Below are 15398 nucleotides of genomic sequence, written 5' to 3'. Positions count from 1 at the left end.
CCCGATCGCCTTACATGGAGGAGCGGATCTCTGAGGCGAGGTCGGTCAACGTCGCCTTCACGTCCGCGCCATTGACCATTTTCTGCATGGCGACTGCCCAGGCGTTCATGGCCTCGGCAAACCCTACGCGCGGTGTAAAGGCGAGCGCTGCCCGGTCCTGCACGCTTTTGAAGGTATCCACGAAGTTCGTGAATTCCGGTTTAGCCGCATAGTCGAGCCAAGCCTTGTCACTCCAGGTCGAAGCGCGTGGAGAGTTGACGAGCTTCCCGGCGACGGCTCCGTTCAGCTCGACCTGCTTTGACGTCGCCCACTGAATGAACAGCCAGGCCGCTCCCTTTTTCTGGGAGGCAGCATTCATGGCCAGGGACCAGATCCAGATGTTCGATTCGAAATTCTTGCCATTCGGAGCGCGCAGCGGGGGAGCGAATGCGATCTTGCCCGAAGCGGGCTTGCCGGCAACATCGTTCCAGAATCCGAACATGTTGGAATCGATCGCCATCGCGGTCCGGCCCGAATTGATGCCATCGACCACCTGGTACCAGTTGTCGTTGGCAAAGGACGGAGCAGCGCACTTCTTGATCATCTGCACATAGTCCTCGTGGAAGGCGATCGACTCGGGCGAATCAAGACCGGTTTCCAACTTGCCGTCCTTGACGACGAAGTCGTGCACACCATAGGACTTGGCAATCGAGATTGCGGCCGTGTGGATACTGCTCCAAAAGCGCACTCCCCGCACGCCCAGGGGTGTGATCGCGGGATCAGCAGATTTCAGCTTTTCGCATGCCGCGGACATCTCCGGCGGAGTTGTGGGGACCTTGATACCGTGTTTGTCCAGAATGTCCTTGCGGTAGAACAATTGGATGTTTTCGAAACCGTGCGGGATGGCCCACACCTGGCCCCGGCCGGCCTCGATCTGCCCGCCGTTGATCTCCCATGTCAGCGCATCACGTAGTGCGGGGAAGAAGTCCTTGTAATCATAGCTTGCTGAGGTGAGCTTGGGATCGTTCAGGTATCGATCGAGCGGCTCGAGCAGTTGACCGGGGGCGAGATCCCAAGCCGGCTGAATCCCCGTGCCGACGATGTCCCACGAGGGTGACTTTGTGCTCAGCTGGATGGTCAGCTTATTCCAGTAGGCGTCGTCCGGATAAAGCTCGGGCGTCACCTTGATGCCTGTCAACTTCTCGAAGTCAGGCAGCTGTGCTGCGACCGCGTCAGCATAGGGATGGATGTCATATGCCCACACGATCGAAGCGCCCTCGAACTGGCGCCAGTTGATATCGTCCCCTTTGGCCTGGCCGAAAGATGCGGCCGCCCCAGCCAAGAGAGCTGAGCAAATCAGAGCGGCTTTGAACAAATGAGCCGAATGGCCGCGCAAAGCGGCTTGCGTCCTTGGCATTAATCCCTCCTTCGGGCTCTTTGGCCCGCCAATTCGCGTACCCCTCCTCTTCCGGGGTCGCGAGTATCGGGAACGCTAACCGTCATTTTCGGCCCATATACGCCCATTCAGATCGAAGTTGGGTAACATTGGGTAAGTCAAGAAGACAACGTCGCACGAGCCGCTTCACGAAGCGGTGGGAGATGATCAAGTGCAGGCGCATGGTCAGGCGCCGCGAAACCAGTCCCGCAACGACTGGTCGATAGCCAAAGACTGGATCACAGAGAACATCACACTTCCGAGCGAAGTGACCAAGAACGGCCGCACGCACGTGATGCCGCTAACGGTTGCCGCAAAGCACTACGCATATGCGATGTGGTGTGAGGACTTTGCACATACCTAGATCCGGACGAGATGATTTGGGGCTTGCACCGGAGCGTTTTTGATATTCTTTTTGAGCGCTCAGCAAAGCTCGCTCGAACGCAGGAGAGGCGTCTAAACGTATACTTCGAGATGGCCATCCCGGACGGCCATTGAAGTTTTAGATGAAGGCATTCTGCCTCGGCTTGCCGGGCGCGATGTAGTGCCAGGCGACGCGGCTCCGACCGGCCTATGTCACGATGGCGTTGCTGGTAAATTCAGTGCCGTTGTCGCTGACCACCATTTTTGGCTCGCCGCGCTCGATGATCGTAAGCGCTTAGCCGCAACCCTATTGATGCTGGCTTGACGTTTTGCGGAAGGGCCATGGCATGAGGTCGTCGATTTCGCTTTGGGGATGGTCGGCAATGATCGCCGTGAGCGTTTTGGCGATGTGGGCGACCGGGTTGATGTCGTTGAGCTTACAGGTCGCCACGATGGGTGCGAGCAAGGCCCAGTTTTCGGCTCCGACCTCATGACTGGCGAAGAGCGCGTTTTTTTTGGTCAAGCAGATTGGCGGGATCGCCTTTTCAACCGGATTGGTGTCGAGCTCGAGACGCTCGTCATCGAGGAAGCGCGTCAGCCAGGGCCAATCTGACGAAGCGCCGGCGCAAATGGCTCCAGCAATGTACGAGCACCACGGCCCTTGCGGTCGGACAACTTCGATCAGCCGATCATAACCGTCATAGGCATCGCGTTGCAGGAAGTGTCCGTTGAAGCGTCCAGGAACTGCTCAGCGGAGGCATCCGGGCATATCGGAACGGCACGATCGGCGGATTTGGCCACTATGGCTGCGGTCGTCGGAGACGATCGCCCAGAAGCAGCCATTCTTCGTTTGACCACGCCCGCGATCGAGCACCGGCGCCGTGGTTTCAATCCATGAACAAGCGATCCGCCGCTGCCAGATGGCGGCGCATGTGGTCGGCAACGGGCTGGAAATGGAAGCAGCGCGGCCTGACCAATTGCCCGCGTCACTCAGATGGCGCCAGGGTCGCGCCCGATCATGATCCCGGCGGGCTCGCGATGACCATCGGGAAATCCTTCTCGTTGCGCCACGTGCGTGGGTTGGAAAAGTAGCGGCCAGGCGCGTACCGTGCACTCGCGCACTAGTCAGCTTCTCGAAAGCCAACCGTCCTAGAATTCGAAGCCGATCTTTAAGGGCCAACCGAAGAGGCTTTGTTCTCATAGGAGCAAGGGAGAGCATAATGGATTCCAATCGGATAAACGGTGCCGGCTTGCCAGAGTCCCCAACGGGGTACGCCCACTCACAGGAGCATCATGAGCTTTTCAGGCAAGCTGTAAACGACGTCGGGCGGCCGGTCGCCGCTGTACCGGCAAAGCCCCCGATTTGGAGTTCGAGCGCTCCGTACGGGAACTTTGCACGCGATGGCTACTCCTGGAACAACGACGTGTGGGGCAGTGGTGCCGGGCCTCAGACCATTTCGGTGTATGGAGCGAACCGGTGGAGCGTGTGGTCGAACCAGCCTCGAACTGGTGGCATCAAGAGCTATCCGCATGAGGCCGTCCATATCGGGAAGCCGCTCAGTGCAATCAACACCTTGAGCTCGACCTTCAATCAGGACGTTCCTAAAAGCGGCGCTTGGGACACCGCCTATGATATTTGGGACAGCTCAAACCAGCACGAGATCATGATCTGGACAAACTACACTGGAAACTCGGACGGTAGCGGCAACGTTAAGCCGATTTCTTATCATTATCGGCAGGATCCCTCCGGGGCCGCGATCCCGGTCTACACTAACGTCGAGGTGGGAGGGACGACCTGGAACGTGTTTGAAGGGAACAATGGTCACAACGTCATCTCGCTCGTGCCCACTTCGAAGAGCAATAGCGGGACAGTGGACATCAAAGGCATCCTAGAGTGGATCAAGTCGAAAGGCTACTTCGGCGACATAAACGTCGGTAGCGTCCAATACGGCGTCGAGATCACCTCGTCCCCAGGCGGAATGGACTTCAAGTTCAATAACTGGACCGTGACCTCAAAGTGAAGATCCAGTTCTGTTCGCCTCGGCCGTTCTCGAGGCCACCGGCAGCAAGCGCGTGAGGCCTTGCCGAGGGTGATCGGCTCGCTCTCTCCAGAATCAGATGACAGACGATATCCAGGTACAGCGCATCGGCGCCGACGAAGTCGATAGGCGTTTGGAGGGTCTCGCTGACATCCTCATCGACTGCGTCGCCCACGGCGACTCAGTCAGCTTGTATCTCGACGACGTGCGCTGGTGTACTGGCGTAGCATTGCGGACGCGGTCATTTGCAATGAACGCGTGTTGCTAGCTGCGGAAATAGCACAGGTCAGATTGTTGGCACAGTCCAGATGGTACCTGCCGCCTCTGCGAACCAGATGCATAGCGCTCAAGTCGTCAAACTCCTGGTTGGAAGAAGTGCACCCGTCGCGGTATCGGGCGCTGGCTGCTCTCGGCTGTCAGCGAGTTAGCACAAAAAGAGGGAAAGATGTTGTTGACGCTCATCACGACCACAGGTTCTGCTGCCGAGCGTCTTTACGCCAGCGATGGATGGCAGCGGTGATCTCCGTTGAGAAATCTGCTTCTTGCCCCCAACCCACTCCTCCAAGATAGGATGCCGCAATCGTCCGATTCACCTGCGCTGGCGTGACCACTCATCAGGACGTAGCTTTGATAGTCACCGTTGATTGTCAATACCAGACGATGGTCTTTGCCCCGTGATGAGATATGTCCACTCGCGTAGATCTTAATAAAACCGTCTGAAACGGATGCGATCGCGGTCGCCGGAAGGATGATCCATCTGGCGGTGAAGTTTTACCAGGAAGACCTGAAGCGCCGGTGGAGGTCGTCATCGGTCATGCTTATCTGATCGCGACCACCGGCCGGCGTATTGCCCAGTTGCAACGTTCCTGCATGGACGTCGCTCGAATATTATTCCCCGCCGGTTGCGCTCAACGATAGCTATAATCAATTCTTCAGTGGCGATCAGAGCCAGCTCCATTTTTTCCTTAACAATAGTCGACGTATCTCGACCGATACTGTCGAGGTGGTTCAGGGCCATCGCTTTGAAACTATGGGCTAGGCGCTCCTCGGCATCGTCGCGTGCATAGTCTACAATAGTATCCAGGTGGGCGACGATTTCAGCCCGTTGCTCGGTCGGTTTTGGTCCGTCAAGCAACGTTATCGCTCGAATAAAGGACTGCTCAATAGGGATCATATCAGGTTTCCTTTGGACTGTGGTTGGAAGCAGCTATTCCAGTTCGCACCGTTGGTGAAGATTCAGCGGAAAGGCGGGGACTTCAAGCGGCTTGCCGCTCCGAAAAACGGCCAGCGCAGACGTCATTCGGCGCTCGCCCCCGAAAGCACTGTCCCTACCACCAGCCGTCGCCCTCGGAGTTAGCAAGGCTGGCCACCTCGGCCCCCGAGAGGCTGAACTCCCAAAGGGTGCTGCCAATTATCGCGGAGAAGGACTGCAAGGCACCTACCAGGATTGGTCGGCGCCGATCTCATGTGGCCCGCGATTAGCCGGCTGGTGTGGTATGGGTCGTGGCCATGTGTCCACTCGATTCTAAATTGGTGGTTTTCCCCTTGAACGAGAACTAAGCGTCGTGCCCTGCCTTTCCGTTCGCGTGGGCGGCATCGACCGCGGTGCGGATTGCCTCCTTCCGAGTAGCGTATGGGTCGGCTATCGTCGCTCGCATTCATTTTGGCTGCGCCGTGGAATCATATGTGGTGGCTGACTCACGCAATCTTTGCTGACGCTCTGCAGGCGGGTCGCCGACAGACGGCAGCCTCGCGAGCTGAGGAAGAAGGCCTGGTCCTTCGGTTTGGGAAACACAGTATCGCCTTCAACCAGCTCAACCGCCAGACGGTACACCGCATCAAGTACGTGAAGGGCGACGCCGACACCGGCGACGAGGTGCCGAACGAAGAATCGTCAGGGGCTACGAGCTCGAGAAGGGTCAGTACATCTAGGTCTCGAAAGAGGAGCTCGAGGAGATCGCGCTCGAATCGACACGTACCATCCGACGCGCAACTATTACGGTGACGATCCGCTGGGATACGTCATCAGCCTGACAACTTGAAGCGTCGACACCGACAACGATCCGAGATCGAAGATGTTGATCTCTCTCGGAGAGATTTAATCGCGTTAGGTCTTCTCGAACCTCGAGCGGGCCCACGTCCCGTTCGGCAGCCCAATTTTCAACCCTCTGGTCTACGTCATCCTCCGCATGAGCTGAATCTGCCACGTCATAGACTGTGAGCACTCCGTCCCACTGCGCCCCGGCCTCGTTTTCGCCGAGAGCCAGCGCGCGATGTGTGCGGCGCGGGCAGCCGAACAGTTCAGGCAGCGACAGGGGACGGCCGCGCAGACCAAGGCGGCGGTGGCACGGTCGGACGGCGAGGAGGAAATCAGACGCCTCCACGCGGATACGTCCCTGTCATATGATGATCGTGCCGAAATGGTCGAGCAGCTTCGGGCAGGCGCAACGATCACCGCCTTTCCAACTCCTATGGTCGCCACCTGGCGATAGCTTCTTCGTCAGCTTACCGACAGGTATACAACGTATCGTATGGACTAAGTCTACTCAGTCCTGACAAGGGAGTATGGAATGGATCCTTTTGAGGCAGGACAGATTCTGCGCGGCGATGGGATCTCTTCGAACGAACAAAAGGGGCAGGAGCGGAGATCCGCCCTGATTCGCTCCAGTATCTCGAGCTCAGCGACAATCAATTGACGAGTCTGCCGAAGGGCTTCCCCGCTATGCTCCATACTCTCGCCGTTAGGAGCAACCAGCTAACCAGCTTACCTGAGGCGCTCCCGCCCGGGCTCGTGCCCCTTCTCGCTAACCATAACCAGCTAACCAGCCTACCCGAGAACCTACTGACGCATTTGAGCGCTGGCGCTGAGTTAGATGTGTCTGGAAATCCGCCGCCGGAGCAGGTGCCGACGAACCTGCATACAGGCTCGATTTTGTGACCACCGCGGTGTGAGCATCAGAACAGCGAGACAGGCCATGGCAAAACCGTTCCCGTCGAAGACCCATATCGGCAACCATATGCTGCATCCGGAAACCCTGATGCTGACCTATGGCTATGATCCGCAATTGTCGGAAGGCGCCATCAAGCCGCCGGTGTTCCTGACCTCGACCTTCGTGTTCAAGACCGCCGAAGACGGGCAGGACTTCTTCGATTACGTCGCCGGCCGGCGCGAGCCGCCGGAAGGCATGGGTGCGGGCCTGGTCTATTCGCGCTTCAACCATCCCAACAGCGAGATTGTCGAGGACAGGCTCGCGGTCTACGAGCGCACCGAAAGCTGCGCGCTGTTCTCCTCGGGCATGGCGGCGATCGCGACCACGATTCTCGCCTTCGTCCGGCCCGGCGACGTCATCCTGCACTCCCAGCCGCTCTATGGCGGTACGGAAACGCTGCTGACGAACACGCTGGCGCGCCTGTCGATCGGCGCGGTCGGCTTTGCCGACGGCATCGATGAGGCCTCCGTCAGGCAGGCCGCGGAGGAGGCGATGGGTAGGGGGCGGGTTTCGATGATCCTGATCGAGACCCCGGCCAATCCGACCAACGGCCTCGTCGACGTCGCGATGATCCGCCGCATCGCCGATTCCGTCGGCAAGGCCCAGGGACACACGCCGATCATCGCCTGCGACAACACGCTGCTCGGCCCGGTGTTTCAGCGCCCGATCGAGCACGGCGCGGACCTGTCGCTGTATTCGCTGACGAAGTATGTCGGCGGCCATTCCGACCTGATCGCGGGCGCCGCACTCGGAACGAAGGCGATCATGAAGGGCATCAAGGCGCTGCGCGGCGCCATCGGCACCCAGCTCGATCCGCATTCGTGCTGGATGATCCACCGCTCGCTCGAGACGCTGAGCCTGCGCATGGAAAAGGCCGATGCGAATGCGCGCCTGGTGGCGAGCTATCTGCGCGACCATCCCAAGGTCGCCAAGGTGCACTATCTCGGTCATCACGAGCAGGGCTCGCCCTCGGGCCGCGTGTTCGCGCAGCAATGCCTGGGCGCGGGATCGACCTTCTCGTTCGACATCGTGGGCGGCAAGGACGCCGCGGTGAAATTCCTCAACGCGCTGCAGATCCTCAAGCTGGCGGTGAGCCTCGGCGGCACCGAGTCGCTCGCGAGCCTGCCGGCGACGATGACCCATTCCGGCGTTCCCGCCGACATCCGCCAAAAGATCGGCGTGCTCGATTCCACCATCCGGCTGTCGATCGGCATCGAGAACCCGTCGGATCTGATCGCGGACCTCGCCCAGGCGCTGAATGCGGCTTGAGCGGGGGGATCAAAGCGGATTGGACGCGCGGCATGCCGACATGATCGCCGCGGCAGCCTCGTTACTCTGCGCGCCCGAGAGCTGCCGCACGAGGCAGATGTAATAGCCCGTGCTGGATGCGTTCAGCAAGGAATCGCCGGCAGGACGTCAATCTCACTCGGCTTCGAGCCATTTGGAGACGGCGCGACCCGTGGGCCAACGAACGAAACAAACTCCCAATTGCCGCCTGATCCCGTGCCCGACCGCGATCACCGTGCTCCTGCTTTGCATCTAGTTGGAGCAGTTCAGCCTCGGCTCAGTTATGGTCCTCTGCTTCCTTGCAATCACGATGGTTTCGGTCGGCGTCGCCGCCCCCCCCTCAGCCTTCGCCGGCTCGAGCTCCATTGGAGCGTCTTCAGCCGCTTCGCGCACCGTGTGCCAACGTTCTCCGCCGCCAGATCGTGCTTGTCGGCCTCTACAGGGGTTGGTCGGGTTGGCACTAACTGATGATCTGACCGGCACCCGCGTCCGTCCTACGCAAGGCGGTTGCTGGAACCTATCGGAGATCGCCTTCGCGGCAGCGTGCAGTTGCAGTTCGAGATCAGGCGCAGCTACCGCATTGGCTTACCGAGGAAATGATTTAAGCGAACGGAAGCCGTATGACGCTGAAGCGGGCCTCGGCAACCGGCAGTTATGCACGAACATCGGCGCAATCAGCGCAACAGCAATGATACGCTCAAACGGTACCCGCAGGATCACCATTCCTGCACGAAGCCGACGACTACGAACAGCGCAATAGCATCGAGCGCTGCTTCTTCGCTGAACACTCTTTCGACGCTTGGCACCCGTTATGACAGGCGAATAGGACAGGCGAACCGTCAATTTTAGCCGGCTTCTTCATCGATCTCGCGGCCGCATTGGTCTGCGGTTGCACGCGTTTCCCCGTAACCGTCCGGATTGTCAAGTGTCGGAACAGGTTGTTCTACTGTAAGAACACCGGCTGAGGATTTCATACTTAAACTGTCTTTTCACTAAATTCCGGTGGCGAGGCCGCGGGACTGCATCGTCTCGCGGCCCCATTGATTTCCGCTGTTGACGTCCGGGCGAGTTCCTCCACCGAATTCCGGCTCTTTACTCCCAGAAGGGATGAGCGCTTCGATCGCCCGTTGGCATTATCGGGCCGTCGGCAATTTCTCGCTGGACAGCATTCCGGAAAATGTTGTCGTGGAGTGCACAGGGCTGGTGCCAACCTGATCGACAGCAGCGACAGCGATCGTACGAAAACGCGCTCCGCATCGAAGCGAGCGGCAAGACCCGCGACTTGTTGCAGGCGCCCTGTTGCTGCGCGTCCAGCGCATCTGCAACCGCATGTCTACGCTCCTGCCCAATCTCTTGGCAGACGATGAAAGTCCGGCTGAGGCTCTACGTAAGATGCGCGACGATGGAATGCGGGGCGTTGCCAGGACGGGATACCTGCGTGACGCAAGTGAGCGCGCGGATGTTCTCCGCGCGCTTGGCGAAGTCTTCCCCGAACATGAGTCGGCAGGCTGTCCGCCCGTTCTATTCCACGACTACGACACAGACATGGAAGGACCGCAGGTACGTATTAATGCACGTCATTCCGGCTGAAAACGTCACCGTCGGCTACGGCCGTCGCTCTTTTATGATTATCTGTACGCGAATCGGCAATCGCCAAAGTGGCTGCGCGGCCATCCTACTCGCCCCGACAAATCTCGGCTGGCCTGAGGATCCGCTAGCGATGTGAAGGTTGAGTTCACATCATAGAGTAGAACAAGCAGGAGGATTGCAGCACAAAGGCATTCCGTTTGATGCGCCGCTTTACCACGGGGCGACGAGCAGGGTAGCGCGTTTCTTAACTGCCAAGCCGTAAATGTCATGTTCAGCATCACAAGGGACGCGACTCGTCTACTGCCAGAGGAGCTAGTACCTGCAGCAAACCCGGCGATCGGTATTGTGGGCGTAGCGTGCTATGGCTTAAGCACAGTCGGACCGGCTGCCTTGCACAGCGCCTGGTCCGTGCGCTCAGCCTCGCGCTGAGCCGACGGGGAGTGGCTGGCCTTGAGACTTTAAGCCGCCTGGAAGCGCAATTGTGGAACGGCTGCAACCAGCTTCCTCGTATAGGGTTGCCGAGGCCGTAAAAATACGTCGTCTGCTCCGCCGGCTTCGACGGCCACGCCGTGATTCATGACAAGAACACGGTCGCTCAGGTGGTGCACGACGCCGAGATCATGCGAGATGAATAGATAGCTGACGCGCAAGTGAGACTTGAGATCGCCAAGCAGATCGAGAATTTGCGCCTGGATGGATACATCAAGTGCCGCGACCGGCTCGTCACACACGATGATCTTGGGGCGCGGAGCAATCGCGCGGGCGATCGCAACCCGTTGGCGTTGACCTCCCGACAGTTCGAGTGGGCGCCTGTTCCTGAAGCTTGATGAAAGCCCCACAAGATCGAGCAACTCGCTGACCTCGGATCGTCGACTGGCTCTGTCGAGGGGATCTCCGCGGCGCCTTGCCAAGGCATCATCAATGACGCGCTCGATGCTCCAGCGCGGATCGAATGAACTTAGTGGGTCCTGGTAGATGACCGAGATATCCGATCGCCGCTGGCGGCGCTCTTTCTCAGTCGCTGCAGTCCACAGCGCACCTTCGAGCGTCACCTCTCCCAGGTCCGGCCTTTCGAGCGCGAGCGCCATGCGTGCCACGGTCGTCTTCCCAGACCCTGACTCGCCGACGATACCAAGCGTCTCTCCATGGCCGAGGCGAAACGAGACATCATTGACAACGGTACGCAGCTTGCCGTCCGGTCCACGAAAGTGCTTGACGAGCCCTTCCGCTTCAAGCAGCGGCCTACTACGCTGTGCGATATCCGATTGGGCCAGCGCTTTGGTCACGTCGCGTTCAGCCGAGATGAAGCGCGGCGCCTTAGAGGACGAAAGACGGCTGCCGCGTGACCGGACGGATGGGATCGCCTTAAGAAGGCTTCTGGTATAATCGTGTCTTGGATTGCCAAAAATCTGTTCTGATGAGCCATGCTCTACGATTTCACCGTGTCGCATCACGATGACTTCGTCGGCCATCTGCGATACCACGGCAAGATTGTGGCTGATGAGGATCACGGCCTTCCCGCGTTCGCGGGTTTCGCCGAGCAGATCCAGGATTTGCGCCTGGATCGTAACGTCCAGCGCCGTCGTGGGCTCATCTGCGATCAAGAGAGCTGGATCGAGAGCGATCGCCGTCGCAATCAAGGCTCGTTGTCGTTGTCCGCCTGACAGCTCATGTGGAAGCTGCCGCGCCTTGACCGCCGGCTCGGGCACGCCGACGAGCTTCAGAAGCTCAACCACCCGTTCTGTCAACTCTCCGCCTGTCCTGATTGCGCGGTGAACAGTCAGTGCTTCACCGATCTCCTTGCCAACCGGTCTTAGCGGATCGAGCGACACCAGTGCGTCCTGTAACACGAAGCCGATACCCTTGCCGCGCAGGGCTCTCCATTCCGTGTCACCCAGGTGATCGATACTCTTCCCTTGAAAAGTCAGGCGGTCAGCTTGGACATGAGAACGCGCGCCGGTAAGACCAACCAACGTCCGGGCCGTAACGCTCTTGCCTGATCCCGATTCACCAACGATCGCGACACACCGGCCTTCCTCAACCGTGAAAGAGACACTCTTTACCACATCTCGCCGCGAATGCGCCGGCCCGAAGGAAACGTTGAGGTTTTGTACCCTGAGCAACGGGACGCTAGCCGCGGGCGGTGTGGCATTTTGCCGGAAGGAGGCTGTGGGATAGGTCACGTTCATGGAAGCTCGATCCTTCCTTCCAGGCGTTGCTGCACGTACTGGCCGACAACAGTAACTGAGAGTGCTAAGGCAGCGATGGCAATACCGGGCATGACCTCGAGCCACCACGCATAGATCACGTAGTTACGGCCGGCATTGAGCAGCGCGCCCCATTCCGATGACGGGGGCGCAACTCCCAAGCCTAGAAAGGAAAGGCCGGATGCCCAAATGATGGCTTGCCCGACACCGAGCGTGAACATTGTCGCAAGTGGGCTGATTGCGTTGGGGAGAATATGCTTGAACAGGATGCGTCTCGGCGAGTGTCCTAGCGCTCTTGCCGCCTCAACATAACTGGTCGCTTTAACGCTCAGAACCTGCACCCTCACCATCCGCGCATATCCGGGCGATGTTCCAAGGCCGACGGCGATAACCAGCGTCGGGACCGAGGTGCCCAACAACGAAACGAAGAGAAGCGCAAGAAACAGAGTGGGGAGAGCGAACAAGGCATCGAACAGCCGGCTGAGCACATTATCGATCCAGCCGCCAGACAGGCCCGCCGTCACGCCGAGTATAAGCGCGAGGGCAAGGCTGAGCGCAGTCGCACCCAGCCCAATCGAGAGAGACTGACTTGTCCCCGCCACGATGCGGGAATAGAGATCCCGTCCGGACTGGTCCGTCCCCAGCCAATGCGTCAAGGAAGGGGCCTTCAGAGGTGACGTCAGGCTCAGCACTAAAGGATCATGCGTCTGAAGCAGTTTCGGCTCAATCGCCGCGATGAGGAAGAACGCCATAAAAAAAGCCGCGACATAGACCCGAACTGGAAATCTACGGGCGCCCGTCAGCACTCTTGCAGTTATGAACGCCTTTGCATGTCCGGCGGAGCTAGTGGCGAAACTCATGCCTCTTTCATCCGGGGATCGATGAGCTGCACCGTGAGATCCACGAACAAGCTGGTAGCGACAAACAGCGCAGCCGAAACCAGAATCACCCCTGACACGACCGGGACATCGCGTGTGGAGGTTGCTGCGACGAGAACGCCGCCCAGCCCCTGACGGCCAAAGACCGCTTCGATCAATACCGCGCCGGACAGCAGCTTGCCTATAATCCAGCCGGAAAGGGTGATCCCGGGCAAGGCAGCATGGCGCAGAGCGTGACGTAGACGGATACCGAGATCCCCTGTGCCGCGCATTCTCGATGAGGTGATGAAAGGTTGATCAAGAACCCGCGTGAATTCACTCAAAACCGCTTGACCAAGGAAGCCATAGATTTCCAAGGCCAGGGCGATCGTCGGCAGAACGAGGCCCATGAGGGTGTTGCCGCCTACGACAGGAAACAAGCGAAGCTGGATCGCGAAAACGACCAACAGGATTGTCGCCAGCCAATAAGGCGGAAGGGTTGCCAAGAAGACCTGAAGCCCGCCCAGCGCCTTGGACCATATGTTGTCACGCCCAGCGAAAAGAACCGTGGTTGTGATGGTGATGATCCAGGCCGTCAACACGGCGGCAAAGGCGAGCGCAATCGTCGGTCCGATCTGGCGCCCAATCAGGTCCGTGACAGGTTGATATTGAACGTAAGACTGCCCAAGGTCTCCGTGCATCACGTCCCTTATATACCTTCCATATTGCACGATGACGGGTTGATCGAAGCCATATTTGGCGTTGATGGCGAGCAGTTGGTCCCGAGGAATCTCTCCCACGTTTCCGCTATTTGCATTGAAGATGATCTGGGCGCGTTCCCCGGGCATCAGAAACTGCACAAAGAAGGTGAATGTCGCCGCGGCCCAGACCACGATCACGCCGGACAAGAGCCGGCGCGCCAGCCAAAGGCTTTGATGGCCTATCATCTTCGCCGCATTCATTTCTTATCGGTGAAATATGCGTCCGAGAAAACGGGCTCGCCCACCGACCCGCTGTCGAGCCAGATGTCCTTCACATTATCGGCTAAAGCGAGGGTGACATCCAAAACCGTGTAACTCAGGGACGGCGCGTTCTCGACGATCCGGCGCTCCGCCTGCTGATAAACCGCGGTGCGTTGCTCCTTGTCAGCGGTCTGTTCGGCCTTCTGGATGATGTCCCACAGGGGCAGATCCTGATAGCGGGATGGATTGAAAGGATTGCGGACACCATTCAGGTCGGGCTTGTACGAGATGCGATAGATCTCGGCGCCGGGCGCAACCCAATATAGGGGCACGATCTCATAGTCATTTGGACCAAGATTCTTTCCGGCCCAGAAATCAGCCTGGTTGGTGGGCTGGAGGCGCACGTCGAAGCCTGCAGCCTTCGCTTGCTGCTGGATGATCTGCAGGACCTGATCGCCATCGGGAGGCGAAAAGGCGTTGGTGTAGGTGATGCGTATGATCAGCGCTTTGCCGTTCTTGCTGCGAATGCCGTTTGCATCGCGCACCGTCCACCCGGCCTCATCGAGCAGCTTGTTCGCCTTCTCAACGTCATAAGAATAGGATTTTGAGAGCTCGCCGACATATTCAGGCGAGCTTTGGCTCAAAGCGAAATTGCCCTCATAGGGCAGCGAGCCAAGGAACGCCGCTTGCACGGCAGCACGCCGGTCGGAGGCATAAGCAAAAGCCTGCCGGACACGCACGTCGTCGAACGGCGGTCTCTCGGAGAACAACGCAAGCCGAAGCGGCGTTCCGCCCGTGAGGTGACGCACGATCTTGAAGCGGGAATTGGCGTCTTGCCAGTTGACGGCCGGGATATGATAGACAACGTCGGATTCGCGGGACAGAAGCGAGCCGTAGCGTATCGTGGGGTCAGCGAGAAAACGCCACTCGATTCCTTCGACATAGGCTGGGCCTTGATGCTTGGCAGTGGCCGGGGCCGAATTGTAGTTTGGGTTTCGACGGAATATGACGTTCTTGCCGCGGTTCCATTTCTCCACGATGAACGGTCCCGAACCGACAGGGCTTTCGCAGTTCACGGCCTTGCCACGCTTCAGCCCCGTCGGCGATAGGATACCTTGCGAGGACTGCGCAAAGACATTCAGCAGCGGCTCGAATGGCGTCTTCAAGGTGATCTTGAGCGTCAGCGGGCCAGCCGCCGCCGCGGACTCGAAGACGCCCTTGAGATAAGGGCCGGCTGTGGGGTTCTCCAGCTCCGGATTGTCGCTCAGCCATCCATTGATGTTATCGACGACCGCCTGGGCGTCCAGAGGCGTCCCGTCCGTGAATTTGACGTCGGGCTTGATCTGGAAAATGTAGGTTTTGCGGTCATCCGAAACGCTCCAGGCGGTCGCAAGCCAAGGCAGGATTCTTCCGTCTTCAGCCCTGGCGACCAGATTGTCGCTGAATTGACGCTGCAGGTACCATTGCTGCACCCAGCCACCATAGAGGCACGGCGGCTCCTGGAAGTGACCGTACCGGATGATCCCGCCCCATTTCGGCTTGCCAGCAGAAGCATCTTCCGCCTTCACGGCATCCGCTATGGTAAGGCCAGACATCGCGATGGCGATGATTGCGGCGTGAGACTTCAGACGACGATTCATACTTTTGAGAAGAAACGCCGAACGAACGGCAGCCGGCTTAGACATGATA

The 15398-nt window shown here is 58.9% G+C and carries 10 protein-coding genes and 2 pseudogenes; 4 read left to right on the top strand and 8 right to left on the bottom strand.

From position 1 onward, the window contains the following. Positions 1 to 10: 10 nt before the first annotated feature. The 3 genes and pseudogenes from XH88_RS17160 to XH88_RS17150 all read right to left on the bottom strand — a co-directional run bounded on the left by XH88_RS17160 (position 11) and on the right by XH88_RS17150 (position 2408). Positions 11 to 1396, bottom strand: a complete 1386-nt coding sequence (locus XH88_RS17160; protein ID WP_271669465.1) for an ABC transporter substrate-binding protein — start codon at positions 1394 to 1396, stop codon at positions 11 to 13. A 523-nt stretch (positions 1397 to 1919) separates the two neighbouring features. Continuing rightward, positions 1920 to 2063 (bottom strand): annotated as a pseudogene (locus tag XH88_RS17155) (IS3 family transposase); the annotation flags it as partial. A 21-nt stretch (positions 2064 to 2084) separates the two neighbouring features. Continuing rightward, on the bottom strand, positions 2085 to 2408 hold the full coding sequence (locus XH88_RS17150; RefSeq protein WP_442868460.1) for a transposase domain-containing protein: 324 nt from the start codon (positions 2406 to 2408) through the stop codon (positions 2085 to 2087). A gap of 263 nt (positions 2409 to 2671) precedes the next feature. Between XH88_RS17150 and XH88_RS17145 the strand changes: the two genes are divergently transcribed. After that, complete coding sequence (locus XH88_RS17145) at positions 2672 to 2869, top strand: hypothetical protein (protein WP_271669464.1); 198 nt, start codon at positions 2672 to 2674, stop codon at positions 2867 to 2869. 128 nt (positions 2870 to 2997) lie between these two features. Continuing rightward, positions 2998 to 3798, top strand: coding sequence for a GH12 family glycosyl hydrolase domain-containing protein (locus XH88_RS17140; RefSeq protein WP_271669463.1), 801 nt, complete (start codon positions 2998 to 3000; stop codon positions 3796 to 3798). A gap of 823 nt (positions 3799 to 4621) precedes the next feature. Here the strand turns inward: XH88_RS17140 and XH88_RS17135 are convergent. Continuing rightward, positions 4622 to 4990, bottom strand: coding sequence for a hypothetical protein (locus XH88_RS17135; RefSeq protein ID WP_271669462.1), 369 nt, complete (start codon positions 4988 to 4990; stop codon positions 4622 to 4624). A 624-nt stretch (positions 4991 to 5614) separates the two neighbouring features. Here XH88_RS17135 and XH88_RS17130 point away from each other — a divergent pair. Continuing rightward, positions 5615 to 5745, top strand: a pseudogene (locus XH88_RS17130) (Ku protein); the annotation flags it as partial. A gap of 1046 nt (positions 5746 to 6791) precedes the next feature. Next, the gene (locus XH88_RS17125) at positions 6792 to 8075 is read left to right on the top strand and encodes a cystathionine gamma-synthase family protein (protein WP_271669461.1); all 1284 of its coding nucleotides are present in this window, start codon (positions 6792 to 6794) and stop codon (positions 8073 to 8075) included. 2066 nt (positions 8076 to 10141) lie between these two features. On the opposite strand, the gene XH88_RS17120 is transcribed toward XH88_RS17125, so the two are convergent. From XH88_RS17120 to XH88_RS17105, 4 genes are read right to left on the bottom strand one after another with little or no spacing between them, the layout of a single operon-like run. Next, positions 10142 to 11872 carry a dipeptide ABC transporter ATP-binding protein gene (locus tag XH88_RS17120; RefSeq protein WP_271669460.1) on the bottom strand — a complete coding sequence of 577 codons (1731 nt, stop codon included), beginning with the start codon at positions 11870 to 11872 and terminating at the stop codon, positions 10142 to 10144. Continuing rightward, entirely contained in the window at positions 11869 to 12750 is an 882-nt protein-coding gene (locus XH88_RS17115; RefSeq protein ID WP_271669459.1) for an ABC transporter permease, read from the bottom strand. Before XH88_RS17115 ends, XH88_RS17120 begins: the two co-directional genes overlap by 4 nt. Next, entirely contained in the window at positions 12747 to 13709 is a 963-nt protein-coding gene (locus tag XH88_RS17110) for an ABC transporter permease (RefSeq protein WP_271530761.1), read from the bottom strand. Before XH88_RS17110 ends, XH88_RS17115 begins: the two co-directional genes overlap by 4 nt. Then, a complete protein-coding gene (locus XH88_RS17105; RefSeq protein ID WP_271669458.1) occupies positions 13706 to 15394 on the bottom strand; it encodes an ABC transporter substrate-binding protein in 1689 nt (562 codons plus the stop codon). The genes XH88_RS17110 and XH88_RS17105 overlap by 4 nt, the downstream gene beginning before the upstream one ends. Positions 15395 to 15398 lie beyond the last annotated feature (4 nt).

Origin of the sequence: Bradyrhizobium sp. CCBAU 51627, assembly GCF_028128765.1 — a bacterium.
Taxonomy (GTDB): domain Bacteria; phylum Pseudomonadota; class Alphaproteobacteria; order Rhizobiales; family Xanthobacteraceae; genus Bradyrhizobium.
Note: the sequence above shows the minus strand (reverse complement) of the source record. Positions and strands in the feature narration are given on the sequence as shown.

Coding starts and splice junctions, on each gene's coding strand:
- XH88_RS17160 (WP_271669465.1), bottom strand. CDS start 1,396: ATGCCAAGGACGCAAGCCGCTTTGCGCGGCCATTCGGCTCATTTGTTC.
- XH88_RS17145 (WP_271669464.1), top strand. CDS start 2,672: ATGAACAAGCGATCCGCCGCTGCCAGATGGCGGCGCATGTGGTCGGCA.
- XH88_RS17140 (WP_271669463.1), top strand. CDS start 2,998: ATGGATTCCAATCGGATAAACGGTGCCGGCTTGCCAGAGTCCCCAACG.
- XH88_RS17135 (WP_271669462.1), bottom strand. CDS start 4,990: ATGATCCCTATTGAGCAGTCCTTTATTCGAGCGATAACGTTGCTTGAC.
- XH88_RS17125 (WP_271669461.1), top strand. CDS start 6,792: ATGGCAAAACCGTTCCCGTCGAAGACCCATATCGGCAACCATATGCTG.
- XH88_RS17120 (WP_271669460.1), bottom strand. CDS start 11,872: ATGAACGTGACCTATCCCACAGCCTCCTTCCGGCAAAATGCCACACCG.
- XH88_RS17115 (WP_271669459.1), bottom strand. CDS start 12,750: ATGAGTTTCGCCACTAGCTCCGCCGGACATGCAAAGGCGTTCATAACT.
- XH88_RS17110 (WP_271530761.1), bottom strand. CDS start 13,709: ATGAATGCGGCGAAGATGATAGGCCATCAAAGCCTTTGGCTGGCGCGC.
- XH88_RS17105 (WP_271669458.1), bottom strand. CDS start 15,394: ATGTCTAAGCCGGCTGCCGTTCGTTCGGCGTTTCTTCTCAAAAGTATG.